Origin of the sequence: Undibacterium sp. SXout7W, from assembly GCF_049339385.1 — a bacterium.
Taxonomy (GTDB): Bacteria; Pseudomonadota; Gammaproteobacteria; order Burkholderiales; family Burkholderiaceae_D; genus Undibacterium.
On record NZ_JBMPPF010000010.1, the window covers coordinates 90,414 to 115,986 of the forward strand.

Annotated in this window: 20 protein-coding genes; 7 read left to right on the plus strand and 13 right to left on the minus strand. The window is 47.8% G+C overall.

The features are described from left to right. Positions 1-5: 5 nt before the first annotated feature. From ACO0LB_RS11410 to ACO0LB_RS11425, 4 genes are all read right to left on the minus strand, one after another. Positions 6-1,103, minus strand: a complete 1,098-nt coding sequence (locus ACO0LB_RS11410; protein ID WP_423049218.1) for an XdhC family protein — start codon at positions 1,101-1,103, stop codon at positions 6-8. A 12-nt stretch (positions 1,104-1,115) separates the two neighbouring features. After that, positions 1,116-3,344, minus strand: a complete 2,229-nt coding sequence (locus ACO0LB_RS11415; protein ID WP_423049219.1) for a molybdopterin cofactor-binding domain-containing protein — start codon at positions 3,342-3,344, stop codon at positions 1,116-1,118. A gap of 10 nt (positions 3,345-3,354) precedes the next feature. After that, complete coding sequence (locus tag ACO0LB_RS11420) at positions 3,355-3,828, minus strand: (2Fe-2S)-binding protein (RefSeq protein WP_423049220.1); 474 nt, start codon at positions 3,826-3,828, stop codon at positions 3,355-3,357. Between the two features lie 130 nt (positions 3,829-3,958). Beyond that, entirely contained in the window at positions 3,959-4,573 is a 615-nt protein-coding gene (locus tag ACO0LB_RS11425; protein WP_423049221.1) for an NAD(P)H-dependent oxidoreductase, read from the minus strand. 189 nt (positions 4,574-4,762) lie between these two features. Between ACO0LB_RS11425 and ACO0LB_RS11430 the strand changes: the two genes are divergently transcribed. Both ACO0LB_RS11430 and ACO0LB_RS11435 read left to right on the plus strand, forming a co-directional pair. Next, positions 4,763-5,671, plus strand: a complete 909-nt coding sequence (locus tag ACO0LB_RS11430) for an AraC family transcriptional regulator N-terminal domain-containing protein (RefSeq protein ID WP_423049222.1) — start codon at positions 4,763-4,765, stop codon at positions 5,669-5,671. Positions 5,672-6,667: 996 nt separating this feature from the next. Next, entirely contained in the window at positions 6,668-8,248 is a 1,581-nt protein-coding gene (locus tag ACO0LB_RS11435; RefSeq protein ID WP_423049223.1) for an isocitrate lyase, read from the plus strand. A 46-nt stretch (positions 8,249-8,294) separates the two neighbouring features. Here the strand turns inward: ACO0LB_RS11435 and ACO0LB_RS11440 are convergent, their stop codons facing one another. Further along, the gene (locus tag ACO0LB_RS11440; RefSeq protein ID WP_423049267.1) at positions 8,295-10,049 is read right to left on the minus strand and encodes an FAD-dependent oxidoreductase; all 1,755 of its coding nucleotides are present in this window, start codon (positions 10,047-10,049) and stop codon (positions 8,295-8,297) included. A 29-nt stretch (positions 10,050-10,078) separates the two neighbouring features. Further along, positions 10,079-10,906, minus strand: a complete 828-nt coding sequence (locus ACO0LB_RS11445; RefSeq protein WP_423049224.1) for a sugar phosphate isomerase/epimerase family protein — start codon at positions 10,904-10,906, stop codon at positions 10,079-10,081. A 106-nt stretch (positions 10,907-11,012) separates the two neighbouring features. Between ACO0LB_RS11445 and ACO0LB_RS11450 the strand changes: the two genes are divergently transcribed. The 3 genes from ACO0LB_RS11450 (at position 11,013) to ACO0LB_RS11460 (ending at position 14,106) form a co-directional block, all read left to right on the plus strand. Beyond that, positions 11,013-11,921, plus strand: coding sequence for a LysR substrate-binding domain-containing protein (locus tag ACO0LB_RS11450; RefSeq protein WP_423049225.1), 909 nt, complete (start codon positions 11,013-11,015; stop codon positions 11,919-11,921). Positions 11,922-12,301: 380 nt separating this feature from the next. Further along, positions 12,302-12,820: a chemotaxis protein CheW gene (locus ACO0LB_RS11455; protein ID WP_423049226.1), complete on the plus strand. Its 519-nt coding sequence runs from the start codon at positions 12,302-12,304 to the stop codon at positions 12,818-12,820. A 74-nt stretch (positions 12,821-12,894) separates the two neighbouring features. Further along, positions 12,895-14,106: a methyl-accepting chemotaxis protein gene (locus ACO0LB_RS11460; RefSeq protein ID WP_423049227.1), complete on the plus strand. Its 1,212-nt coding sequence runs from the start codon at positions 12,895-12,897 to the stop codon at positions 14,104-14,106. Positions 14,107-14,186: 80 nt separating this feature from the next. Here the strand turns inward: ACO0LB_RS11460 and ACO0LB_RS11465 are convergent, their stop codons facing one another. Beyond that, a complete protein-coding gene (locus tag ACO0LB_RS11465) occupies positions 14,187-14,927 on the minus strand; it encodes a sulfite exporter TauE/SafE family protein (RefSeq protein ID WP_423049228.1) in 741 nt (246 codons plus the stop codon). Between the two features lie 340 nt (positions 14,928-15,267). Between ACO0LB_RS11465 and leuE the strand changes: the two genes are divergently transcribed. Together leuE and ACO0LB_RS11475 are read left to right on the plus strand one after the other, a co-directional pair. Continuing rightward, the gene (gene leuE, locus ACO0LB_RS11470) at positions 15,268-15,933 is read left to right on the plus strand and encodes a leucine efflux protein LeuE (protein WP_423049229.1); all 666 of its coding nucleotides are present in this window, start codon (positions 15,268-15,270) and stop codon (positions 15,931-15,933) included. A gap of 119 nt (positions 15,934-16,052) precedes the next feature. Next, complete coding sequence (locus ACO0LB_RS11475; protein WP_423049230.1) at positions 16,053-16,874, plus strand: substrate-binding periplasmic protein; 822 nt, start codon at positions 16,053-16,055, stop codon at positions 16,872-16,874. A 41-nt stretch (positions 16,875-16,915) separates the two neighbouring features. On the opposite strand, the gene ACO0LB_RS11480 is transcribed toward ACO0LB_RS11475, so the two are convergent. The 6 genes from ACO0LB_RS11480 to ACO0LB_RS11505 all read right to left on the minus strand — a co-directional run bounded on the left by ACO0LB_RS11480 (position 16,916) and on the right by ACO0LB_RS11505 (position 25,263). Then, entirely contained in the window at positions 16,916-17,308 is a 393-nt protein-coding gene (locus tag ACO0LB_RS11480) for a hypothetical protein (RefSeq protein WP_423049231.1), read from the minus strand. Between the two features lie 189 nt (positions 17,309-17,497). Next, positions 17,498-20,581, minus strand: a complete 3,084-nt coding sequence (locus ACO0LB_RS11485; protein ID WP_423049232.1) for an efflux RND transporter permease subunit — start codon at positions 20,579-20,581, stop codon at positions 17,498-17,500. Continuing rightward, a complete protein-coding gene (locus ACO0LB_RS11490; RefSeq protein ID WP_423049233.1) occupies positions 20,571-21,665 on the minus strand; it encodes an efflux RND transporter periplasmic adaptor subunit in 1,095 nt (364 codons plus the stop codon). Before ACO0LB_RS11490 ends, ACO0LB_RS11485 begins: the two co-directional genes overlap by 11 nt. Positions 21,666-21,730: 65 nt before the next feature. Beyond that, the gene (locus ACO0LB_RS11495) at positions 21,731-23,092 is read right to left on the minus strand and encodes a TolC family protein (RefSeq protein WP_423049234.1); all 1,362 of its coding nucleotides are present in this window, start codon (positions 23,090-23,092) and stop codon (positions 21,731-21,733) included. Positions 23,093-23,209: 117 nt separating this feature from the next. Continuing rightward, the gene (locus ACO0LB_RS11500) at positions 23,210-24,592 is read right to left on the minus strand and encodes a sensor histidine kinase N-terminal domain-containing protein (protein WP_423049235.1); all 1,383 of its coding nucleotides are present in this window, start codon (positions 24,590-24,592) and stop codon (positions 23,210-23,212) included. Further along, positions 24,589-25,263, minus strand: coding sequence for a response regulator transcription factor (locus ACO0LB_RS11505; RefSeq protein WP_423049236.1), 675 nt, complete (start codon positions 25,261-25,263; stop codon positions 24,589-24,591). Before ACO0LB_RS11505 ends, ACO0LB_RS11500 begins: the two co-directional genes overlap by 4 nt. Positions 25,264-25,573 lie beyond the last annotated feature (310 nt).

A 25,573-nucleotide genomic window follows, 5' to 3' on the forward strand; every position in this document is an offset into this window, starting at 1 on the left:
GCCTCCTATTGAGAGTCAATGACAGGCTTCGGCTCCCGGAGTATCTGTTCCTGATGCTCATATAGTGGCTTGGCAACCATGACAGATATGGCTGGTATTGAAGGTGATGAAGATGTTGAAGGCGTTGAAGGCGCTGTGGACAAAAGACCAATACCGTTTTTGACAGCGACGATTTCCGCCATGATTGATAAAGCGATCTCGGCGGGTGTCTTGCTGCCAATGTACAAACCCGCAGGTCCACGTAATGCCTGTAACGCAGACTCTGCAATATTGAAATGTTCACGCAAGCGTTCACGCCGATGTTCACTATTACGGCGCGATCCAATGGCACCGACATAAAATGCGTTTGAATGTAGTGCGTCAATCAATGCGAGATCATCCAATTTCGGATCATGAGTCAGCGCAATCACGGCGGTACGCGCATCCGGTTGTAAGCGCAAGATAAGATCATCCGGCATCTCTTCAGTGAGCGTCACGCCATCCAACTGCCAACTGGCGCGATACTCCTCTCTGGGTTCACAGACAATGACCTCAAAACCTAATCCCAAAGCCATCTGGCACAAGTAACGGGAAAGATCGCTGGCACCAATCACAATCAGGCGCGCTTGTGGACCAAGATACGTGACGAGAATATCTTCATTCAGTAGCGGCCCGCCATCGCGCTGGCCTGCCTGCAATGTCACATGCCCGGAACGCAAGTCCAGTGAACGTTTCGTGCTAAGCCGCTTCTCGCAATTGAGAAGCAGCTCATCCAGACGACTATGCGCAGAAACGACCTCCAGAACCAGTTCGACTGTGCCTCCACATGGCAAGCCGAATCGGTGTGCTTCTTCAGCAGAAATGCCATAACGCAGCACTGTTGGTCTGATATCGGCACAAATGGTATGAACGCCCTCTTCTCTGATGCGGTGTATGAGTTCATCCTCAATACAACCACCCGATACCGAGCCTACAGTATCGCCACGCTCATTGATTGCCATCAGCGAACCCGGAGGCCGGGGTGACGATCCCCAGGTGCGCGCAACGGTGACCAGCACCACACTCAGACCGGCAGTATGCCAGCCGAGCGCGGTACGTAATACGAGTGTATCCAGATCTTCCATAGCACCAGCAACTCAGGCAAGATTGAACGGTAACTGGCGTATCCGTTTGCCAGTCAGCCTGGAAACAGCATTGGCAAATGCAGGCGCAAGAGGAGGCAAACCCGGTTCGCCCATTCCAGTTGGCGGTTCTGCACTTGGCACGACATGCACTTCAAACGCAGGCATATCTGTGATCCGTGCCACTGTATAGTCACCAAAATTACTCTGCTCCACAACACCATCTTTGAGAGTGATCGCTGATCCGGGCAAACACATGGACAAGCCCATGACTGCGGCACCTTGCACCTGAGTTTCGATGGTACGAGGGTTCACGGCCAGATTGCAATGCACGCCCGCCGTCACGCGCTTCAATACAGGGCGTTCCTGCTCCATCGCTGCTTCGACGACATATGCCACAACCGTTGAAAACGACTCATGCACCGCCACACCCCAGGCACGACCTGCTGGCAATCGTTTTTTACCGTAACCGCTCTTATCCACCGCCAATTGCAGTGCTGCGCGATGGCGAAGATGCTTATCACCAAACAAACTCATGCGATAAGTCACGGGGTCTTGTTTGGTGCTGTGAGCAATTTCATCTACCAGAGTTTCCATGACAAAGGCAGTATGCGTCGAACCCACGCTACGCCACCACAAAACAGGCACGTTATGCTTAGGGTGATGGACAGTCAGGCGCATAGGAAACGGATATGGGTCTCGCATCCCTTCTGTGGTTGTACCATCAATCCCATTCTTGACCTGAAATTGCTCAAACACGGAACCAGCCGTAATCGATTGACCGACGATGACATGATCCCATGCCAGCACCTGACCTTTATCATCAAAGCCGATGTGGGCGCGATGCAAATGCATGGGGCGGTAATAGCCACCACGCATATCGTCCTCGCGGCTCCAGAGTGTACGGACAGGTACATTCAGCCCGGTAGCGCGGACTGCCTTGGCAATTTCGCAAGCTTCAACGACAAAATCACTGCTGCTGGAAAAACGCCGACCAAAGCCGCCACCCGCCATCTGCACGTTCATCACCACTTTCTCAGGCTTCACACCTAACACGCGCGCAACAGCACCCGCGTCCAGACCCGGACATTGGGAACCTGTCCACACTTCTGCGCCGCTATCGGTCAATGCCACGGTGCAATTCAATGGTTCCATCGCGGCATGCGCCAGATAAGGGAAGACGAATTCGGCTTCCAGTTGTTTAGGAGCGCTCGTCAGTGGAGTGACATCGGCATCAAAACGTCGCGGCCCCGCCTGTGTCGCCAGTGTGCGGTACTCAGCCAGTTGTTTGGCGCTGTCCAATTTTTCGACTGCTGTGGTGTCCCATTCCAGTTTTAAGGCATCCCGCCCCTGCTTCGCCGCCCAATAGCCATCTGCGACTACCGCCACGCCTTCGGCACCGCGATCAAGAGGTACACGCACAACAGCTTTTACTCCTCTCATTGCACGTGCAGCGCTATCGTCCAAAGATTTCAGACGTGCGCCAAACACAGGAGGACGAGCCACCACAGCCGTTAATTGACCCGGGAGATGCATGTCAATACCGTAATCCTGCCGTCCGCTGCTTTTAGCGTTTGCATCAAGGCGATTGGTCGCATGACCAATGAGCCGGAAATCTTTGGGATTTTTCAGGACGACAGTTTCTGGTACCGGCAACGCCATAGCGGCTTCCGCTAATTCGCCATACTTTAATTGACGATGATCTGGCCCCAACACGACACCAGCCCGCGTGCTCAATGTGCTGACATCCACATTCCAGCGTGCCGCAGCAGCTGCTAACAGCATGGCACGTGCTCTGGCACCGAGTTCACGGTATTGCATAAAGCTGTTTTTGATCGAGTTAGAGCCACCGGTCAGATGAATACCAAACAATGGATCATGATACGCAGCATCGCTGGAACCATGACGACTACGAACCAGGCTCCAGTCTGCATCCAGCTCTTCGGCCAGAATCATAGGCAATGCCGTCTGCACCCCCTGACCGAACTCCAGTCGGTTAATCACTACCGTCACCTCTCCATTTGTCGCAATCTGTACAAATGCCGAAGGTTGTTGTGTAGGCTTCAGTTGATTGCTGGTCTGGCCGATGGCAAGCTGCGGAAAAGCCCCCAATGCCAGCCCGCCGATACCGGCAAATTTCAGAAAACTGCGGCGGGACAATGCACCGGCTTCTGTATTCTGATCCCGCTCCAACATGTGCTGCAAGGCACGTGGCATTTCGCTGTAGTCAACATTAGATAACATGATATTCCCTTCAGGTGAGCGCTTTAGCAGCATCGGCAATAGCAGCGCGAATACGGGCATAAGTACCGCAACGACAGATATTTCCTGCCATTGCAGAATCAATTTCAGCAATACTTGGTTGTTTGCCGCGAGGTAAGGATTTCAGAAAGGCAGTAGCGCTCATGATCTGACCACTCTGGCAATAGCCGCACTGAGCGACATCGTGTTTGATCCATGCAGCATGCACGGCATTACCGACTTTATCGTTGCCGCCAGTGGCAGCCTCAATTGTCGTAATTTTTTTTCCCTGGATCGCCGAGGCAGGCGTGACACAGGAACGTATTGCCTGACCATCCAGATGCACGGTACAAGCACCGCATAAGGCTGCACCGCAACCAAATTTGGTGCCTGTCAGTTGCAGTGCATCACGCAACATCCATAGCACGGGCGTGTCTGGAGTAACATCAACGCTGGTATTTTTGCCGTTAATAGTGGTGTTAATCATGAAAACCTCCGGTGTAAGTAAGGGAGAAGGTAATATTGCAAAACAGAAAAATCCTGCCAAAAAGGCTCGCTAAACGTCACGCTAAAAATTTCGCCAACCAGAGACTTTTCATCATTCAACTATCAGTACATCAGTAATCGATGCAAGTAACTTTTGCCAGGTGAGCGCGCAATCTGGCCTTATCGTTCTCAATGTCAGGCTGCTTCATCACATCATGACAGGAAAATGAAGGCAAGATATCCGCACCGCAAAACTTATAATTGGCAGTATTGGCGACGAACACATCGTCCACTGTTTTGCCTCCAAATAACACCTGTGATTCGTCACCAAAGGCTTCTTTCGGTGCATTCCATGTCAGCGACAACATATATTTTTTACCCTGCAACTTGCCACCACTACCATATTGCCTGTCAGGGTTTTCCCGCGAGCGGCCATCGCCATCCAGAAAGCTCTGTTGCAGCATACCTGCAGTGAAAACCTCGTCGATATATTTTTTGTATATCCAGGGCAAGCCAAACCAGTACACCGGCGACTGCACAATGATGAGATCAGCCCAGAGATGATGCTGTACTTCAGCATCAATATCATAGCCCTGTGCAATATGCGTCGTCCTGACTTGAGCATCCCGATGTTCAAACTCGGTTTTGATGATGTCGGCCATACTTCGATTCAGATTTCCGGCAGAAATGCCTTCGTACAACTGGTGAGCGTGAATGATTAATACATGTTTGATATCATGTTTCATAGAATGAGATTTTGGTTATTTGCGCAACGTCAGCGATTTTTCTGACGGATATTGTGTGCCAAAATGCATCCCTGCCGCTTGCCTGATCCGATGTATTTCTTGCCCAATCTGATGAATCATCATCGGAAGATAAAAACAAGGCGTCGAGAATGATAGGCTACGCATCAATACAATCATCATCTGCCCCCCATGGAAACAGAACTCCACCTCCCATCGACAAATAGCCATATCCTTGCACAGCTGGTGTATCGCATTGCACAAACTGACGGCGAGTTCACAACGCAAATCCCAGGGTTAAAGATGTATCGTCGCAGCAATACGACTGATCCTATGCCGTGTATCTATGGACTTGGACTGGGGCTAACGGTTCAGGGCGGCAAACGTGTCACCCTTGGCGATGAGATTTTTGACTATGGACCGGGTCAATCGCTGGTGACTTCAGTGGATTTACCTGTCGTGTCGTATGTCACACATGCCAATTCCACGCATCCGTTTTTGGGAATGGGACTGGCGCTGGATGCTCGCGCGATTGCCCAGATAGCATCAGACATGACATTTTCAGATCCGTTGAGGGCATCAGCATCGCTGGCGATCTCGGTAGTGACTCTGGATGAAGGCATACTTGATGCCGTGATACGGTTGGTACGGTTATTGGAAGAGCCGCACCTGATCCCGTTAATTGCACCACTGATTCAGCAGGAATTGATTGTCCGTCTGCTGAACGGGGGACATGGTCCTGCGCTGCGACACCTGGTTGTGGCAGGCTCAGCAAGCCAGCAAATTGCCAGAGTCATCTCATGGTTGAAGCAACACTACACCGAAAACATTTCTATCGATGATCTGGCAACGAAAGCCCACATGAGTGCATCAACCTTCCGGCAACACTTCCGGACGGTTGCAGGTATGAGTCCTTTGCAATATTTAAAACATCTACGCTTACAAGATGCACGGCAATTAATGCTGAACGAAGACATCGATGCCAGCAGCGCGGCTATTCGTGTCGGCTACGAAAGTCCCTCACAATTCAGTCGTGAATACACACGTTTGTTTGGCGCACCACCATTGCGAGACATTAAACGCGTAAGACTGATCTCATAACGAGGACGCTGATCTTTGTTAATCACGCACGCCAGTTTTCAGTGACGGGCTTGCATAGTTTTACGCTGCTTTTTATATGTTGTTTTATATGTTGTTTTATATGCTGCCCTTATTGACACATCTGCCACCGGATTATCAGTTTCCCATGCAGAGGTAGTACATTTATCTTACTGTTCGTGTCTGCGATATCGGCGACGTGCATCCGCCAACATCCAGATTCCTGCGATCGCAGCACCAGCACAGGTAATGACGAAGAGTCTGGGATGATCATGAAAATGTATATACATACCATCACCAGTCTTACTCACTTTCATTGCGCCAGTAGCAAGGCTGTGCAGACAAAAGAATAAAAGTCCCAAACCGATGGCAGCACGAGCCAAGGGCGAATTTATTCGCGGCCCTCGTTCTGGATCATTCAGTAATTTCTCCCAAAAATTCACCCTCGTTCCCCATGACATTGAAGATTCAATGCACCTGTCAATATTGATGGCTGTTCTGTACTCATACACCCTCCTCTCATTTCAACATCCTATTTGCCACAATACATCACCCGCTATCTGATTGACGCTGATCAAATCGGTCATGCAAATGTCATCCCGTTTTTTCTCACAATGCACATAATTGACTACGACATCTCAAAGGAAGTTTCTACCCAGCGGTCAAATTCCTTTGAAGGAAAGCACGTGACTACCTTTTTCAGGAAAATTTGAAAATGATCTTCACATTGTGAAAATTCAGTCAAAAAAATGCATGAATAATATTTCACTCACCGACACAGAATTTCATATGCCGAAATTTATTATTTAAGTCATTGAATAATATAGATTAAATTTAAGTTATATGTCTTATATAAGACTGTACCAAATTTAAAAAAGCGTATATTATTCTTCCATGCAGTTTTGCTTTTGTTCACCGTCCTGCACCAGAAAGATCATGAACAGAAGCGGCAACATTATTCGATTTTCTCAATCTTGCTTTATTTTTTAGGAGATTCACATGCCACAGTATCAAGACGACATCAAAGCTATTGCAGGTCTGAAAGACAAACAAGGTAGTGCCTGGAACGCAATTAATCCTGAATCCGCTGCACGTATGCGCGCTCAGAACAAATTCAAAACTGGTCTGGATATCGCACGCTACACTGCGAAAATCATGCGCCAGGATATGGCAAACTACGATGCAGACTCTTCCAAATACACTCAATCTCTGGGTTGCTGGCACGGTTTCATCGGTCAACAGAAGATGATTTCTATCAAGAAACACTTCAACAGCACTGACCGTCGTTATTTATACCTGTCTGGCTGGATGGTTGCTGCATTGCGTTCTGAATTCGGCCCATTGCCAGATCAGTCCATGCATGAAAAAACAGCTGTTTCCGATCTGATCAGAGAGCTGTACACATTCCTGCGTCAGGCTGATGCACGTGAACTGGGCGGTTTGTTCCGTCAACTCGATGCTGCTGAAGGCGCTGCTAAACAAGCGATTCAAGACCAGATCGACAACCACGTTACTCACGTAGTACCTATCATCGCTGATATCGATGCAGGCTTTGGTAACGCTGAAGCGACTTATCTGCTGGCGAAACAGTTCATTGAAGCTGGTGCATGCTGTATCCAGGTTGAAAATCAAGTTTCCGATGAAAAACAATGCGGTCACCAGGACGGAAAAGTTACCGTTCCTCACGAAGACTTCCTCGCGAAGATCCGTGCGATTCGTTACGCATTCCTGGAACTCGGCGTGGATGATGGCGTGATCGTTGCGCGTACAGATTCTCTGGGTGCTGGTCTGACCAAGCAAATCGCTGTAACAAATCAACCTGGCGATCTGGGCGACAAGTACAACTCCTTCCTTGACGTTGAAGAAGTGTCAACTGACTCCATGGCAAATGGTGATGTTGTGATCAAACGTGACGGCAAACTGTTGCGTCCTAAACGTCTGCCAAGTAACTTGTTCCAGTTCCGTGCTGGCACTGGTGAAGAGCGTTGCGTACTGGATTGCATCACATCCCTGCAAAACGGCGCGGACTTGTTGTGGATTGAAACTGAAAAACCACATATCGCTCAAATCGGCGGTATGGTCAGCGAAATCCGTAAAGTGATTCCAAATGCGAAGCTGGTCTACAACAACAGCCCATCGTTCAACTGGACATTGAATTTCCGTCAGCAAGTATTCGACAGCATGCAAGCAGCAGGCAAAGATGTATCTGCCTACGACCGCGCTAAGTTGATGAGCGTTGACTATGACAATACAGAGCTGGCGATCACTGCTGATGAAAAAATCCGTACATTCCAGGCTGATGCAGCTCGTGAAGCAGGTATTTTCCATCACCTGATCACTTTGCCTACTTACCACACTGCTGCTTTGTCAACTGACAATCTGGCCAAAGAATACTTCGGCGACCAAGGCATGCTGGGTTATGTTGCTGGCGTTCAGCGTAAAGAAATCCGTCAGGGTATCGCTTGCGTGAAACATCAGAACATGTCCGGTTCCGACATCGGTGATGATCACAAAGATTATTTCAGCGGTGAAGCAGCGTTGAAAGCAGCTGGTAAAGACAACACAATGAATCAGTTCTGATTCTGGATACAGTACAAAAAAGCTCGCTACGGCGAGCTTTTTTTATTTATATCGAGTTACCTCCAAACTTGTCAGCACCAGCGGCATGACGGCCTGCAATATAGCCGAAGGTCATCGCCGGTCCCAAATTGATACCGCCAGAAGGATAGACACCGCCCATAATGCTGGCCATATCGGTACCAACTGCGTAAAGACCTGTGATCGCCCGATCTTGATTATCCAACACTTGTGCAGACGCATTGGTTTTTAATCCGGCAAAGGTTCCGAAACAACCAGGCTGCACTTTCACAGCATAAAATGGCCCATGCTGAATCGGCGCAACACAAGGGTTAGTCCCCGGATAGAGTGCATCGCCTTGTTTGCGATTATATGGAGTTGAGCCTCGGCCAAACTCAGGGTCTTCACCCCGCTTTGCGTGTTCGTTATACACGCTGATGGTATGAACAAGATGATCAACGGCAATCCCACAAGATACTGCCAGTTCTGCGATAGTATGGCCGCGATGCAGATAGCCACTGCGAATAAAAGAACCTATGGGTAGTGGCGAAGGTCTTACATAGCCGAGACCATAGCGTCGTATAAAGCGATGATCACAGATCAGCCATGATGCAACTTCTTCTCCTTCGGGAACCGCCGCCACCATAGCTGCCGTATAGTCGTAATAACCACCAGCTTCATTCACGAACCGTTTGCCATTCGCCAGCACACCAATCACGCCGGGCTTGGCACGGTCAATGATGTGAGGAAAATGTCCGGTTGTACCATCCGCATGCCTGACCAACGATACCGGCGCCCATGCGACAGGCGATGCAAGATCCGTCACTAAAGTTGCGCCAGCGGACTCCCCCAGTGTAATACCGTCACCAGAACAACTTTCTGGCGGCAATGCCAGATGTTCCGCTCCAGTTGGCGTGCGCGGAAACAATGCCTTGCGACGTGCAACATCATTCGGAAAACCACCTGCCGCAAGCACTACGCCCTTCTTTGCATGGATAGTCATGTCACCCGCTGTGGTAGCCACGATGGCGCCACAAACACGGCCTTCCGACAGGATAAGCTGCTTAGCAGGTGCTGACGCTATTAGCTGAACGCCTAACTTTTCTGCGGATTTTGCCAGGCGGGCAACCAGCGCTACGCCATTCACTAACTGTGTCGCTCGCCCACAAACAGCGAGATCGCACAAATGGCGGCAAAATCGCTTGCTTACATGAAAAAACGCCTTCAAGGAACGCGTCATATTAAGAAAGGCCGCGAGATCCGTACCTGCCATGATAGGCATTCCCATAAACGATGTCTCACGCATGGTTTTGCGCAGCCGATACAGCAAGGGCCCCAGCTTCCGTCCGTCATACGGTGCAGCGATGATCTGATGCCCCTGCGTACCAGCACCGGGGACTGAGCCATGTATATCCGGAATAGCATTTCCATCAATAAACTGGAGAGAGGTATGCTGCTCAAAGAAACTCACCATCTGCGGACAATGATCCAAAAACGCGTCTATTCTGGCAGCGTCGTATCGCTCACCCAATTCATTTTTAAGATAGGTTCTTGGTTGCTGTGAATCTTCGTGAATCCCGGCACGTTTAGCGAGCGGATTGCCGGGAACCCACATCCAGCCACCAGACCAGGCTGTCGCCCCACCAAACACTCTATCCTTTTCTACCACCACCACACTCAGACCATGCCATGCCGCCGTAACAGCCGCCGCTAATCCAGATGCGCCAGAACCAATGACGAGTAAATCGCATTCCAATTGTCGACTACTGGCTGCGTCAGCATGGCTGGCATCAGCATTCCCCATCGCGGCAGCGTCCTTATCAGTTGCACTCATCATGACAGCTTGCTCACCTCGGATTGCGCCAGCACGCGCTTTGTTGCTGCCAATGCGCGGCGAGCACGTTCCGTTGCGCCGACCGTCATTGCCAGTGTATGTGTCGGTACTTCAATACTGATGGGAATGTTGTCTGGCAAAGCACGCAACAAACCAGACAAATCAAGCTCGCCTTCTCCCGGAAACAAGCGCTCTGAACGTGCTTCAGCCAAGATGGCATCCATGCTGGCAGGGATGGCTGCAGGCACATCACAAAATTGAATGAAGCGCAGTGACGACGGGGGAATGATCGCAATATCGTCTATGCGACTACCGGAACGGCTCAGATGAAAAGGATCAATCAACACACCGGCATTGATCCGCGCAGAACGCTCCACTATTCTTGCCGCCTGCTTCAGGTCTTTCGCATCGGTCCAGGGCATGAATTCCAGATTGGCACCTAGTCCATAGCGATTGGCCAGATCGCAAAATACACTAAAGCGTTCTGTCAGTCTGGCCTCATCTGGATCGTTGCCTGCAACCAATAACTCACTCGCCCCCAACCGTGCCGCCGTCGCTATCGCAGCTTCATAATCATTCACTTTTGTCTCTGGCTTGATTCTGAATATTTCCACATCTAATACCTTGACCCCGGTATCAGCCAGGCAGCGTTCTACTTCGCGAAGCAGGGGCACATCACCAATGATGTTGTATTGCGGTTCGGTCGGCGTCGCCGGAAGCAAGCGGATACCAACGTGACTAAAGCCCGCTTCCGCAGCACAGATGACCATTTCGGGCGGCGTCAATTCCAGCACGGTCAGCGCAGCAAGTGAGATGGGGCGTGTCATGTAGTGTCTCCTGAGTTGTCGTTTATATTGATGGCATTCATCGTATAAAATACGAATTGCACAATCAAGCAGCGAAACGTGGCGTTATAATTTACGAACTGTGAACATGAATTTCCAACTGGATGACCTGCGGCTGTTTTGCCTGGCGGCTCGTAAGGGTAGCTTTGCTGCGACTGCCGTAGAGCTGGGTGCCTCGCCGGCATTCGTAAGTAAGCGCATCGCCATTCTCGAAAAAGCGCTCGGAGTATCACTGTTTCACCGCACTCCCCGACGTGTCACAGTCACGGATGACGGTGAACGCGTATATGCGTCGGCACAAGAAATCTTTCAGGGTGTCGAGCACATGGAGGAAACCGTTGCGGGTGGGCGACTCGACCCACGCGGATCGTTGCGCGTCACAACCAGTTTCCGTCTGGGGCGCAAACATATTGCACCTGCCCTGTCGCTGTTAGCACAACGTTACCCTGCACTGGACATTACGCTTGATGTGGTCGATCGTCGGGTGGATCTGATCAGTGAAAACATTGATCTTGATGTACGCGTTGCCGAAGTATCAGAACCGCATCTTGTTGCGCATCGCATAGCAGAAAGCACAAGAATTTTATGCGCGGCACCTGCCTACCTTGCCGCACATGGAGAGCCCACCAGCATTGCAGAACTGAGCCAACGTGATTGCCTGGTGCTTCGCGACAGGAATCAGCCTTTTGGTGTCTGGCAACTAACTGGCCCTGATGGCATTGAAAAAGTGAAAGTTACAGGACGGCTGTCATCCAACAATGCAGAAATAGTCCGCGGCTGGACCAGTGATGGGCATGGGATTTTACTGACGACCAGATGGGATGTTTACGAAGAGTTACTGAGCGGACGTCTGATCCCCATTTTACCCGCGTATTCGCAGCCAGCCGATATCTGGGCAGCAAGCACAGTAAGACTCAGCCATTCAGCCAAGGTACGTGTGTGCGTCCGCTTTCTTCAGGAACAACTTGCGCATGGTCCCTACGCATTGAAGCAGTAAATGATCGGGGCGCTGATACCTATCAGTAGTTTTTGGATTTGGATAGCAATCCATATTTCCCCAAAAATCATCATTTAGCACACCAAATCCAATGTTAAATATTGTCTCCAATGGTTGCCTGAAAGAAATTCGAATGTACTATATGTATGTGCAATCGTTTGATGTATGTTACAGACCTCAAATGAGGTGACCTTATCCCCGTCACGCTACCGACTTAAAACATTCAGCTTTTAAGCGGACGAGTTTTGCGGCCTTCAGTCTGCCGTGTCTTGGTTTTTTCCAATCTATTCTTCATTCACTGTCGCATCACGCGACGGCTGATCAATCTTGTTCGCTTCATTTCGCATCTTCGGATGCAAGCTGATTTACGGGAGTAATGTATGTTCGAACCTAATCATAGTAGTCATAACGACACCAACAATACTAACAATAGTAACCACACCGATTTACCCTTAGAAATTCTTGCCTTTACCGTTGGCGATGAAGAATACGGTATCGATATTCAAAAAGTGCAAGAGCTACGCAGCTACAACTCCGTTACCCGGATTGCCAATGCTGCGGAACACATGAAGGGTGTCGTCAATCTGCGCGGCGTGATCGTCCCCATGATTGACATGCGCATCAAACTCAATCTCGGAACGCCGACCTATAACGATTTTACTGTCGTTATCGTGCTCAATCTCGCAGGTAATACCGTCGGAATCGTGGTTGATAATGTATCTGATGTTGTGACTTTATCCCTCAACCAGATTAAACCAGCTCCCAGTTTTGATACCAGTGTGAATGCCAATTACATTCTGGGACTCGGCACTATTGATGAACGCATGTTGATACTGGTGAATGTCGAAGAAATGATCTCTGCAGCAGAAATCAATATAGATCACCGACTCGCCGCGTAATTATATTCAATCATTGGAAACACGAGAACGAGGTTCAAAAACTGAACCCTCAACTACGGGATAACATCCTCGCTTTGCGCACCTTGCAGGTGGATGTAGCCAAAACAGAATACGATAACGCCGTATCACGCTATATTTCCATCAGGTTGCTGATTGCGATAGCGATTATATTGGGTGCCAGCATTTCCAGTATTCTGGGTTACCTGCTGGTACGTAATATCTATAAAGAACTCGGCGGCGAACCATCTTATACAGCAAGAATTGTCAAAGCCATCGCTGATGGCGACTTAAGCATCAAAGTCCATCTTCAACAAAATGATGAAGTCAGCCTTCTGGCGGCAATGAGTTCCATACAACAAAATCTGGCAAATACCGTCACCCACATCCGTCAATCCACAGATACTATCGTGACAGCTTCAAGTCAAATCGCTATAGCTAATATGGACTTATCATCCCGCACAGAACAGCAAGCAAGTTCATTGGAAGAAACTGCATCATCGATGGAAGAACTCACGTCCACCGTTAAACACAATGCTGATAATGCACGTCAAGCCAATCAATTAGCCGTTTCCGCCACAGAAATGGCAGTACGCGGTGGTCAAGTAGTGTCGCAAGTCGTCAATACGATGGGGCAAATCAACGATTCATCTAAAAAAATCGTCAACATTATCAGCGTCATTGATGGAATCGCTTTTCAAACCAATATTCTGGCATTGAATGCAGCAGTCGAAGCGGCACGCGCCGGTGAACAAGGCCGTGGTTTCGCCGTTGTCGCCTCTGAAGTACGCAATCTTGCACAGCGCTCGGCAAGTGCGGCGAAAGAGATCAAAACGCTGATTAATGACTCGGTAGAAAAAGTGAGTATCGGTAGCAAACTGGTCAATGATGCCGGAACAACGATGGATGAAGTCGTAGTCAGTATTCAACGTGTCACTGATTTGATGACTGAAATTACCGCTGCCGGTAAAGCGCAAGAAGCGGGTATTTATCAAATAAATCAGGCAGTATCTGAAATGGATACCGTCACACAGCAAAACGCAGCCCTAGTCGAAGAAGCCGCTGCCGCTGCGGGTTCTCTTGAAGATCAAGCGAAGCATCTGGTAGAGTTGGTCAGTATTTTCAAGCTAGACACTCAACACAGCACATTCACTGCGACCTCAACAAAAGCAGCCAATCAAACCACGGCAAAAAGTAATGTGATTCGTCTGCAAAAAAACACCCGGCAGCAAGCAATAAAAACAACGAAGCCAGTTGTAAAAAAATTACTAATAGCTCATCAACAGTAAATGGCGACTGGGAAGAGTTTTAAGCGGCAATAACAATTGGTGAGCACAAATCTGCTCACCAATTGTTATTGCGTAGCGCATCAAATGGGCTTGGTAAAAAGACCTACCGTCAGCAACACACCGAGGCAAACGACTGCCAGACGCAGCATTTTTTCGTTCACGCGATGCAAAGCCCAGGAACCGCATAGTCCACCGACAATAGCACCGCCACCCAATACGCAAGCCTGATACCAATAGACTTGTGGGGAAGTCACAAACAAAACGACTGCGGAAGCATTCATCACACCTGCGAGTGCATTTTTTGTCGCGGCAGCGATACGTGTCGATAACCCGGCCATCGCTAATGCGGCCATCATCAAAAAGCCAATCCCACCGCCAAAATATCCACCATATATCGCGATCAGAAATTGCACGACCGCAGCACTGACGGGTCCCAGATGAACACTGCTATCTCCTGCTTTTCGAAAAAAACTACCCCAGGCAAATACAGCCGTCGCAAATAAAACAAGCCAGGGAACCAGTCGGGCAAAAACATCCGACGGTGTATTCAGTAAAAGCAATCCTCCCAGAGCACCGCCAAAGATACTAACCACAAATAAAACCCAGAATGGTAATTTACCGACACCAGAGACAAGACTTCTGCCGGCAATACCAGAAGTAACCTGACCAGGAAAAAGTGCGACTGTAGAAGTAATATTGGCCGCCAAAGGAGACATGCCAGACAAGATTAAGGCTGGCAAGGTAATAAATGAACCTCCTCCAGCGAGTGAATTCTGAAGGCCGGCCCAAAGACCTGCAACTAAAATAAGCAATGTCAGCATAAGCTTTAGAGATGTTGGTAAGTGAAATGGAGATACATCAGTACAAGATGGTGCAGATTCATGTTGATCTGTACGTGATCACAATAAAAGCCATTTCTCTCGAAATGGCCGCGCAGACGCAAGATGCTGGCGATACTACAGTGTCATTAATTTGTCATTGGCTGAGTATATCGTATAGCGAATTGACAGGTTTGCTGCTGGCAGCGCATAAGTCATCCCCCACTTGCGATGTGTTGATCAGAGGACGCAAAGTTTGTTGGTATCGTGAGGAATCAGCATAGAAAAGGTTCTGACTGTTATGATAGAAACCTTAAATGACATCACTACATCTTCGCAAACAATGAACTCACTGATCCACGCCACGTTTGGCATTTCCGATTTCTGGACTTTTTTGTTCGGCACCATATTTATTGTCTTACTACCGGGGCCTAATTCTCTATATGTCTTAAGCGTTGCTGCGCAGAGAGGCATCCGTGCAGCCTATCGTGGCGCTTGCGGCATTTTTCTGGGTGACCTGATACTGATGGTACTGTCTGCCGGCGGCATGGCATCGCTCTTAAAAAGTAGCCCGACATTATTTTATTCAGTCAAATATATCGGTGCTGCCTATCTGGGCTGGATAGGCATTCAGATGTTATTCAATTGCGTCCGCGCGTTGCAAAGAAAACCGTCTGCGGCCGCAACGACACCTGTTCCTGTGCAATCAGGTGAGCCGTTCACTAAAGCGCTCGTGATCAGCCTCATGAATCCTAAAGCCATATTATTTTTTATTTCTTTCTTTATCCAGTTCGTCGATCCTGAATTCAGCACGCCTTTACTGTCATATGGATTTTTGGCGTTGATCTGCCAGTTAACAAGTTTTATTTACCTGACAGTGATTATTCTGGTGGGCTACCGACTTGCTGAAGTATTTCGCCAGCGCAAACGTTTGTCGGCAGGCATGTCAGGAGGTGTTGGCGCCATGTTTATCGGCTTTGGCGTCAAATTGGCAACAGCAACGCTGTAGCAGTGGTATTGGTAGTGGCAGTGGCAGTGGTATTTTTCAGAGACATTTTCCTCTTTAGATTGCCTAAGCAGCATCCTGTTCATTGATGACATCGTCGCGTGAGATATGTAAGGAAATAAATGAATCTTCTCAGGTTCCGTATTCTTCCCTTTTTTGGGGTCTTGGTTGTTGGTGTCAGCATGTTACTGACTCCACATGCACAAGCTGAGGTATGTGAGAAAACAGTTCGCTGGAACGACGATATGCCGTACTCATCGCGTAATACTGATGGCATCATCACCGGCTTTTATGTTGATGTAGTACAAGCAGCACTGCAAAGAATGGGTTGCAGCGCTGTGATGGTGGAAATGCCTTGGGGACGTGCACTGGCGGAACTGGAAGCCGGGCGTTTGGATATGTTACCGGGCGCCTTAAAAACAGAACCAAGAGAAGCCTTTGCGTGGTTTTCCCGACCTCTGAATAAATCACCTAACGTTCTTTTTGTCGCCAAATCTGCCCGTGACAAATTTAACTTCAGAAAACTTGGCGATATTATTGACAGTGATTTTCAACTCGGAACACAAGTCAACGTTTCGTATGGCACACAGTTTGATGAATTATCCAAAAATCCCGCATTCAACAAACACCTGAGTCCCGTTTATGCCAGAAAAAACGGCTGGAAAATGCTGCAACTCGGCCGTATTGATGGCCTGATTGCGGATGAAGTGACGGGTTTAATCGAGTTAAGACAATTAAATTTAAATGAAGAAATTGTCAAAAGTGCGGTCGTCGTTTCCGAAGATGTGGCGATGATTGCATTAAGTAAAAAAACCATCGATACACAATTCGTCAGTCGTCTGAATAAAAATCTCGACAATATGATTAACGATGGCACTTATGCGCGCATCAGAGAAAAACATATTCCATGCAAAACATCTGCTCAGACGCTTGCCTGTAAATAGAAATGAATGCCATAACATTCAAATGCATCACCAAAGCCTTGCTAATGTGTCGTTGAATTTAACTCGTGTGGATGCGCATGCTCAAGCAACTTTGTTATGTGCGACAACTTTCCCTCGCTACATTTCTCTGGAAAAACCTCAACTTCATCGCCTTTGCCTAACTCCATAGAAGATGGTACTTCCGCAAAGACTTCTACGTGCTTTTTAATATTCTTGTAATGTACTTTGACGAAATGCTTGTGGCTAAGCTCATCTTTCGGCAACATTTTTAAACAATCCGGCAATGACTCTTTCGCCGAATTTTCATCATACACTTCCAGGACCCAGCCGTGACGACCACCATGCACCCAGTCCACATCACTCGCCTTTGCTTCCAGTAAAGGCAAGGCAAGAGAGATCAATGCAAGAAAATGAATCACTATATTTTTTTTCATACGTTAAATCCTGGTAATTGCACTGACCTCCGTCCATGCACCTTATACATCAGAACATCCTGATGCAGATGCACGGAAACGCAAGAACAGTGTCACGAACAATGTTGCGAATATTCAAGTGCGACTTAAAATGTATAACACGCATGAAACTTATAAAGTGCACGAAGCGCATAAAATATCACCGCGATTTTATTCTTCTTTCAGCTTATCTTTAAAAATCGTATAACTCAAAGGCAATAACAGTAAAGTAAAAATCGTTGCAGAAACGATGCCGCCAACAATCACTACCGCAAATGGGCGCTGCGTTTCTGAGCCGATGCCATGAGACAGTGCTGCTGGCAACAAGCCAAGTCCTGCCATCAGCGCAGTCATTAAAATCGGACGCAAACGTGCAACAGCACCTTCTATCGAACTGTTAAAACTGGCTGGCTGCGTTTTCTCGAAGTCTAAAATCTGCTCCAGCATAATGACGCCATTCTGTACAGAGATTCCAGCAACAGCAATAAACCCGACCGCAGCAGAAACTGAAAAATGAAGACCAGCCACTGCCAGCCCTGCGACGCCACCAATCATCGTGAATGGCACCATCATTAATATCAGTCCAGCCATGCGCACTGACCGGAAAGCCCAGAACAGAAAAGCAAAAATCAGAAAAATCGTAATCGGAACAATAATTTCAAGTCGCTTGACCGCGCGTTGCTGATTTTCGAATTGCCCGCCCCAGACAATGTAATACCCAGGTGGCAACATGACTTGTTCACTGACCTTTTTTTGCGCTTCCGCCACAAAACTTCCCTGATCCCGTCCCAATAAGTTGGCCTTCACAGACGCATTCCGCCCACCAGCCTCGCGGCTGATGCGCCCTGCGCCTTGCTTGATTTCAATATTGGCGATATCGGCAAGCTCAACTGCGCCAGCACCATTGGGCAGACTCACTTGTAATGCGCCAATACGATCAACTGACTCTCTGAACTCTGGCTTTAATCTGACAGTGATATCAAACCGCTTATCCCCCTCAAAAAAAGCACTTACAGGAACATCTGCCAATGCAGTCTGAATCATGTTATTGACGTCCGATACATTGATGCCGAGCCGGGCAATTTTTTCACGATTGATGACGATATTGAGTTCACTCTGCCCTCCGATTTTGACAGCATCAACATCGGTCGCACCTTGAATTCCACGTAAGACCGTCGCAATTTGTTCACTTTTTTGCGTCAATAAATCAAGATTCGGACCAAAAATTTTCACCGCGATCTCGCCCTTGACCCCTGACAATGACTCTTCGACACTGTCTTGGATGACTTGCGAAAAATTGGTCGGCACACCGGGAATAACGGCAATCCTGGCTGTCATGTTTTCGATCAGGCTTTCTTTATCCGCAAATTTCCATTGTTCATGCGGTTGAAGGTCTGCCAATATCTCCATATTATTAGGACCTTTTGGATCAGTACCATCGTCAGGACGGCCGACGTGAGCCACAACCGATTTGACTTCCGGGTAACTCAGCAAAATAATTCTGACCTGTCGCTCGATATCTTTTGTTTTTTCCAGCGCTGTGGAAGGAGGCAGGCTAATCGTCAGCCAGATATTACCTTCATCCAGTTTAGGCAAGAATTCACTTCCCAATTTCGGTGCAAAACCCAGTGTCAGAATCAACAGGAGGCTGGAGCCCAGCATGACGCCCTGCTTGTTAACTTCGGCTCTCTGCAACAATTGCCGATAACCGGTTTGTAAGCGATGCATCCATTCGCTGTGCGTCTCAGCAAGACTATGCTTCTTCATGACCAGCGTCAGCAAAGTAGGTATCAGAGTCATGGTCAGAATCAGAGCGCCTAACATTGCAAAACTCAGCGTCAAGGCGACTGGAGAAAATATTTTTCCTTCGACACGCTGAAAAGTAAAGATAGGAATAAAAGCCAGAATGATGATCGCTTTGGCAAACAGAATCGGATGCCCCATCTCAACAACGGTATCTTTCAGGACATGTTTTCGCCATAAAAATAAATTACCATGTTCTTCATGATGTTTTAAGGCAAGCCTCACCATTAATGCTTCCACTAACACTACCGCACTATCAATAATGATGCCGAAATCAACTGCACCTAAAGAAATCAGGTTTGCTGGAATTCCCCGAATATCCAGCATAATGAATGCGCACATCAACGAGAGTGGAATTACTGTCACTACGATCAGTGCTGCCCGCCAATTCTTGAGAAAAATAATCAGAATGGTCATCACCAGAACAGCACCCACCACCAGATTTTCAAATACCGTCATGATGGTGTGATGTAACAACTCAGTTCTGTCGTATATTTGCTTTAGTTTTACCCCCTTTGGCAACTTGGTGTTTACAACTTCAATTTTTTTCTTCAGCTCATCAATAATCTTTGCTGCGTTTCCTCCCTTGGTCATCTGTACGATGCCAAGGACATAGCTATCCCCTTTGTTATACGAGACAATCCCGGAACGTTGGCGATTCGTGATGCTGACATCGGCAACATCTGCAATCAACACTGTTTTGCCATTTTTAGCAGAAACGATGACCTGACCAATATCTTCTTTGCGGCTGAACAAACCAATTCCGCGCACGACCAGCGCCTCATCACCCCGTCGTATCGTGCCGCCACCAACATTGCTGCTGTTATTGGCGAGCGCCTGATTTACCTGATCAAGGGTAACGCTATAACGCTTTAACGCATTCGGGTCTACCTGAACCTGGTACTCCTTTACTGTCCCGCCAAAACTCACCACATCGGCAACGCCGGATACAATTCTCAGTTCTGGCCTGATCACCCAATCCTGCAAGGCGCGGATATCATTTTCAGACATGTCTGCTGGTGCTTCGACGATATAGCGATAGATCTCGCCGACTGCCGTTGTCAACGGTGCGATGCTTGCCTGAATTCCGACGGGCAAACTGACTCCCTGCAATTTTTCCAGAACCTGTTGCCGCGCAAAATAATCATCGGTGCCATCTTTGAATGTGATTGTCACTACCGACAATCCCGTAATAGAAACAGACCGCAATTGTGTCTGCCCCGGGACACCACTCATCTCGCGCTCAATCGGCAAGGTGATGGAACGTTCCACTTCTTCTGCTGCCTGCCCGGGAAACTGGGTCACAATCTGTACCTGTACATCCTGCACATCAGGGAAGGCTTCAATCGGCAAATTAGTAAATGAACGATATCCAAAAATCATCAGCGCAAGGGTGAGCACCAAAACAAATACCCTTTGCGTCAGAACAAAATCAACAAACTTATTGAGCATTCGAAGCCACCTCCGAATTAAGCAACAGTGCGCCGTCTGTCACAATACGCTGCCCCTTATTTAATCCAGAATCAGCATCTGTCTCTGCATAGCTGACATCGCGGCCTTTACGAAGAATATTGATTTTCTTTTTCAGAAAAACACCTTCGCTCTTTTCTATAAAAACATAGTGATATAAGCCTTCCACAATCAACGCTGCATTTGGGATTTCCATGACTTTTTTATCGTTTTCAGATAAGAATGAAACCTTGGCAAACATCTCAGGCCTCAACTTCATCTCTGTATTCGACAGCTGCGCACGTACCTGAATGCGACGTGTACTCGCGTCCAGCACTAATCCCACTTTATCTACAACGGCATCGAATACTTGCTCTGGATAAGCATCAAATGTTAATGCAATTTTTTGGCCGGTCTTGATACTGCCAATATAGCGCTCAGAAACATCGACAATGCACCACAGGCGAGTAAGATCACTGATCACAAACAAAGCCCCCGGAGCATCTGGTCTCAACTCCATACCAGGATTGATTTGCTTATCTGCGATGACGCCAGCAATCGGGGCTTTTAAGGCAAATTTTCCATTTTCATTCCCACTTGCATTCAAATTTCTCATCCGCAAACTTGCTCGCTTTGTTTCTGCCGCTGCCTGTAAATAATCAGCAGCTGCCGATTCCATGTCTTTGCTGGCAATGACTTCATGTTCGAGCAAATTTTTTGACCGTTCATAAGCCAGTTTTTTACGCGATTCATCTGCCTTCGCTTTGGCCAAATCAGCATCTGCTGTGGCCAGATCAGGAGAATCAAGTAATACCAGGGATTTATTTTTTTCTACATGATCGCCTATCTCTGCAAAAGAGGAGACGACCCTGCCAAGAACGGGCGAATTAATACGTGCGGTAACATTTTCGTCATACGTTAATTTGCCATTCATCGCATCTGCAACGGGCAAGCTGACTTCGGATAAGGCCGCGACTTTAATAGATGCCAGCTGTGGCGCATTCACAGGATAAGAAACGCTGCCTAACACTGGCTTGTTTTTAGTCTCATCAGCAATCGGTTTTTCCGTTGCCGTCACTACATTCATTGAATATGCAATGACACCAATTGATACGATTGCACTGAGTATGAATAAGTAAGATTTTTTTAGTTTCATTTTGTATTTGACTCTTCGATACTGAGACGCAAGGAGATGAGAGATTTGGCAAAGTCGGCCTGGGCGTTGATGGCATCCAACTCCGTTGCCTTATAGATGCGCCGGGCATCCAGAACATCCATGACCGCAATCGCACCATTCTTGAAGGCGAATTCGGCGGCCTCAGCAGATGTACGTGCAGCAGGAATCAATTCTTGCCGGAATCTGTTGACCTGTTCCTGTGATGATTTGGCAGTAGCGAGCGCGACCTGAAATTCGGCACGTGCACTGTCGATGACTTTGTTGACATTTTCTTCTGCCGCATTCAATGCCACTTCGGCCACGCGGATTTCGCCCTGAAACTCATAGCGTGTAAATAAAGGAATTTGAATCGCAACGCCATAGCTGTTGCCTGAACCGAGCTGGTTTGACTGGCTCACTGGATAATGCTCGTACTGCACACCAACAGATACATCACGCGTTCTAGCGGCAAGTGCCAGTTGTTTGGCAGAAATAGCTGCTTTTACTCTTGCTTTTGCCGCCTGAACGTCAGAACGTCGCTGGATAATGTCCTCAATCGCAATATCCATCTGTTGGATATCGGTATCTGTCCATGCATCGGCTGCGCGTATCGCATCAGGCGCAACGGGAATGCCGATCAGGTAAGACAAAGCGGTTTGTGCGCGCAGAAAATCAACCGCGGCTTGCTTTGCATCATTTTCGGCACGTAAAGCATCAATACGGACACGAGCAACATCGGCACCCGCAATGTCTCCAGCTTTTTTTCTTTTATCAGCGGCGGTCAGCGTCAAGCGGAATAATTCTTTGTTTTCTTGCGATATGCGTAATTTATGCTGTGCTGCGAGTAAATCAACATACGCAGCGCTCACCGCGATCTGCAACTGGCGTTGGGTATCAAGGACATCATATCGACTTGCTTGCTCAAGGTGGCTGGCGTTAGAAATCCGCAATTCGCGCTTCCCTCCTCGCTCGATTAACTGATCAATTCTGAATGTGCTGTCGACCGCTTTGTCGCGCAACTGCCCCGCACCGATTCCCTGTTTGGGATTAATACTGGCAGTCTGTATCGTGAGTGTCGGATTGGGGGCAGCACTGGCGATCGTCACCGATGCATCGGCTGCCTTTGCCGCAAGACGACTTAATTGCAGATCATGATTGTTTTGGAGTGCAAGTTGAATTGACTGAGGCAAAGTCAGTTCACGTAGAAAAGAGCTCGCAAGATGAGGGTCTGTGGCGACCAACTGTTTGCCAGACACCAGCAAATCAGACTGCGCAAAGCTATCGGGAACAATAAGCAATCCAAGTCCGGCAACCAAAATAGCTTTGGGGAAACGCCCCCATGTCAGTGTAGAAATCATATTATTTTTTGCATCAAAATTCAGTGCGGAACACGCCATTGAATTATGCAAAATCAAACTGTCAATCCCATGACAGAATGCTGACAAAATGCTGACAAATTCTAGTATTTGTTGAGGTCAATCATCGCATTGCTTAAAGATAATCGAAAAATGCGTCCCTCCGCCTGGCGTATCAGTGATCAAAATGCTGGCATCGTGGTCTTTCACGATGTCAGAAACGATAGCGAGTCCGATACCATTGCCAGTGACTTTTTCGCTGGCTGGCTGATCAATCCGATAATGTCTTTGAAAAATAAGTTGCCGTTCTTTTTCTGGTATTCCCGGACCATTATCTTCTACGTAAAAAATTGCCGCACCATCACGTATCAGGGTTCCAACCGTGACGACGCCATACTCTGGCGTGTAATGCAGAGCGTTATCGATTAAATTTTCAATTAAATCCCGCAATAAAAACGCATCGCCAGAAATTCGGACTGGATTCAAATCAAAACCCAGATCAATATGCTTCTTGTCAGCAGCTGCGATGAAGGAATGAATGCAATCTGCGACCAGAGTATTCAGAAATAGCGGTTCTAATCGTTTTTTCTCGAATTTCGTCGGCTCCGCTCGAGCCAAAGCCAATAATTGATTGGTCTGCCGGATCATTCTCTCTGTTGAGAGCATCATTAATCCGACAGATCTGGCAGTCGTTACTTCATTGGCATATTTTTCTTGTAGCCATTCAATTTGCGCCTTCAAACCGGCCAGCGGTGTGCGCAATTGATGGGCAATATTGGCCAGCAAATCCTGCTGTGCTACTGCACCAATCTTTATTTTACTCAGCAAGCGGTTAATCGCCGTGACTACGGCGCCAAGCTCTAGTGTATTTTCTTCAACCGAAATAGCAGATAGCTCTTCAAAGTTGCGTTGATTCAAATCCGTCTGTATCTTTTTAAGCGGCATCAGGCCTTTCGTGACGGCCACCCAGGAGATGATTAACAACAATGCCGTCAGTACCACCTCAATCATGGCCAGTGCGATGATGATACGAGATCTGATCGCGTGTCTTTTTGTGAGTGTTTCTGCCGCATTAATGACAACAGGCTCGTCACCAACAACAAATTTAATACTTACAATGCGGATTTCTTCTCCCCGCATTCTGCCATCTGTCAATTGCGGCTCATCAAAACGTGAGGGAATCGCCAACATCGGAAAATCTTTGTCGCCTGCAAGCGTTTTTCCAGCCTGATTGCGGATCACAAAATAAATCGTATTGAAATGATCTACCCGTAAGATTTGCTCAATCGCAGAGGGTAAATCGACTTGAACTATGCCCTCTTCTCTTTTTAACCTCGTGCTGAGAGCCCAACAGGTATCTGAAAGACTTTGGTCAAACGCGATTTGCGCCGGCGCCCATGCGAGCCAATAAACCAACCCGCCGCCCATCAGATTGACGAATAACAACGGTACGATCAACCATCGTAATAGTGTCTGGCGAATGCTGGGCTGGAATGGCTTCAAGGTACTTTTTCTTCTTCCAGCATATAACCAAACCCACGAATGGTTCTGATCATCACTTTAGAATTCTGCAATTTAAGCCGAATACGCGATATATAAACTTCAATCGCGTTCACTGTCATATCCTCTCCATGCTCCAGGATGGCATCGATGATCTGCTGCTTGGACACCACGCGTGATTCTTGTTGCAACAAATATTCAAGAATATTCCACTCTCTCACGGATAACTCCAGCGCCTGTCCGTCAACCGAAGCGCGTTTAGTCAGAGACTCCAGAGTCAGATGTCCCAACTTCACTTCTGATGATTTCGTCGAACTTCGTCTCACCAAAGCCTTGATACGGGCAACCAGCTCCAAAGTTGAAAAGGGCTTCACCAGATAATCATCTGCGCCCAACTCCAGCCCTTTCACTCTGTCCGATATTGCATCACGGGCAGTCAATAACAGCACCGGCAAAGCATTTTTCTTACCCGTCCGCAGGCGGCGCAGCACCTCAAAACCGTCAATATCTGGCAAACCGATATCGAGAATCATGACGGAAATTTTTTGAAGTTCTGCGATAAAACATGCATCTTCCCCGTTGTAGGCAACATCAACGAGCATCCCTTGCTCACGCAACATCTGAGCCACTCCCTCAGATAATATTTTGTCATCTTCAACTAACAGAACATGCATACATTTGCCCGAAACCTTTGTGATAGTGCACGACATCCGAATAGTATTTATTAACAACAGGACTTACGCAAAATTGTCCCGATAAGATGAAACAAGCTTCTTGTGCTTTTGGGAACATCATTTGCGAGTGATGCTCGTTGACCAGTTGGTATATGTAACCTGAAACTCTGGCTACACCAGTTGCCAGAACTGGCAATAGGCTTTACAACAAGCAGCAATAACGTCTCTCGAGCGGTTGTACACAAGCCCTGAAGAATCAACATTGGCATGATATCAATGTATCCATGAATAAAAATGGCAAATACTCTCT

Excerpts from the sequence above, each read along its gene's own strand:
- ACO0LB_RS11410 (WP_423049218.1), bottom strand. The coding sequence starts at position 1,103 with ATGGAAGATCTGGATACACTCGTATTACGTACCGCGCTCGGCTGGCAT.
- ACO0LB_RS11475 (WP_423049230.1), top strand. The coding sequence starts at position 16,053 with ATGAATCTTCTCAGGTTCCGTATTCTTCCCTTTTTTGGGGTCTTGGTT.
- ACO0LB_RS11445 (WP_423049224.1), bottom strand. The coding sequence starts at position 10,906 with ATGACACGCCCCATCTCACTTGCTGCGCTGACCGTGCTGGAATTGACG.
- ACO0LB_RS11420 (WP_423049220.1), bottom strand. The coding sequence starts at position 3,828 with ATGATTAACACCACTATTAACGGCAAAAATACCAGCGTTGATGTTACT.
- ACO0LB_RS11495 (WP_423049234.1), bottom strand. The coding sequence starts at position 23,092 with ATGATTTCTACACTGACATGGGGGCGTTTCCCCAAAGCTATTTTGGTT.
- ACO0LB_RS11440 (WP_423049267.1), bottom strand. The coding sequence starts at position 10,049 with ATGGGGAATGCTGATGCCAGCCATGCTGACGCAGCCAGTAGTCGACAA.
- ACO0LB_RS11415 (WP_423049219.1), bottom strand. The coding sequence starts at position 3,344 with ATGTTATCTAATGTTGACTACAGCGAAATGCCACGTGCCTTGCAGCAC.
- ACO0LB_RS11450 (WP_423049225.1), top strand. The coding sequence starts at position 11,013 with ATGAATTTCCAACTGGATGACCTGCGGCTGTTTTGCCTGGCGGCTCGT.
- ACO0LB_RS11455 (WP_423049226.1), top strand. The coding sequence starts at position 12,302 with ATGTTCGAACCTAATCATAGTAGTCATAACGACACCAACAATACTAAC.
- ACO0LB_RS11435 (WP_423049223.1), top strand. The coding sequence starts at position 6,668 with ATGCCACAGTATCAAGACGACATCAAAGCTATTGCAGGTCTGAAAGAC.
- ACO0LB_RS11505 (WP_423049236.1), bottom strand. The coding sequence starts at position 25,263 with ATGCATGTTCTGTTAGTTGAAGATGACAAAATATTATCTGAGGGAGTG.
- ACO0LB_RS11490 (WP_423049233.1), bottom strand. The coding sequence starts at position 21,665 with ATGAATGTAGTGACGGCAACGGAAAAACCGATTGCTGATGAGACTAAA.
- leuE (WP_423049229.1), top strand. The coding sequence starts at position 15,268 with ATGAACTCACTGATCCACGCCACGTTTGGCATTTCCGATTTCTGGACT.
- ACO0LB_RS11465 (WP_423049228.1), bottom strand. The coding sequence starts at position 14,927 with ATGCTGACATTGCTTATTTTAGTTGCAGGTCTTTGGGCCGGCCTTCAG.
- ACO0LB_RS11485 (WP_423049232.1), bottom strand. The coding sequence starts at position 20,581 with ATGCTCAATAAGTTTGTTGATTTTGTTCTGACGCAAAGGGTATTTGTT.
- ACO0LB_RS11480 (WP_423049231.1), bottom strand. The coding sequence starts at position 17,308 with ATGAAAAAAAATATAGTGATTCATTTTCTTGCATTGATCTCTCTTGCC.
- ACO0LB_RS11430 (WP_423049222.1), top strand. The coding sequence starts at position 4,763 with ATGGAAACAGAACTCCACCTCCCATCGACAAATAGCCATATCCTTGCA.
- ACO0LB_RS11425 (WP_423049221.1), bottom strand. The coding sequence starts at position 4,573 with ATGAAACATGATATCAAACATGTATTAATCATTCACGCTCACCAGTTG.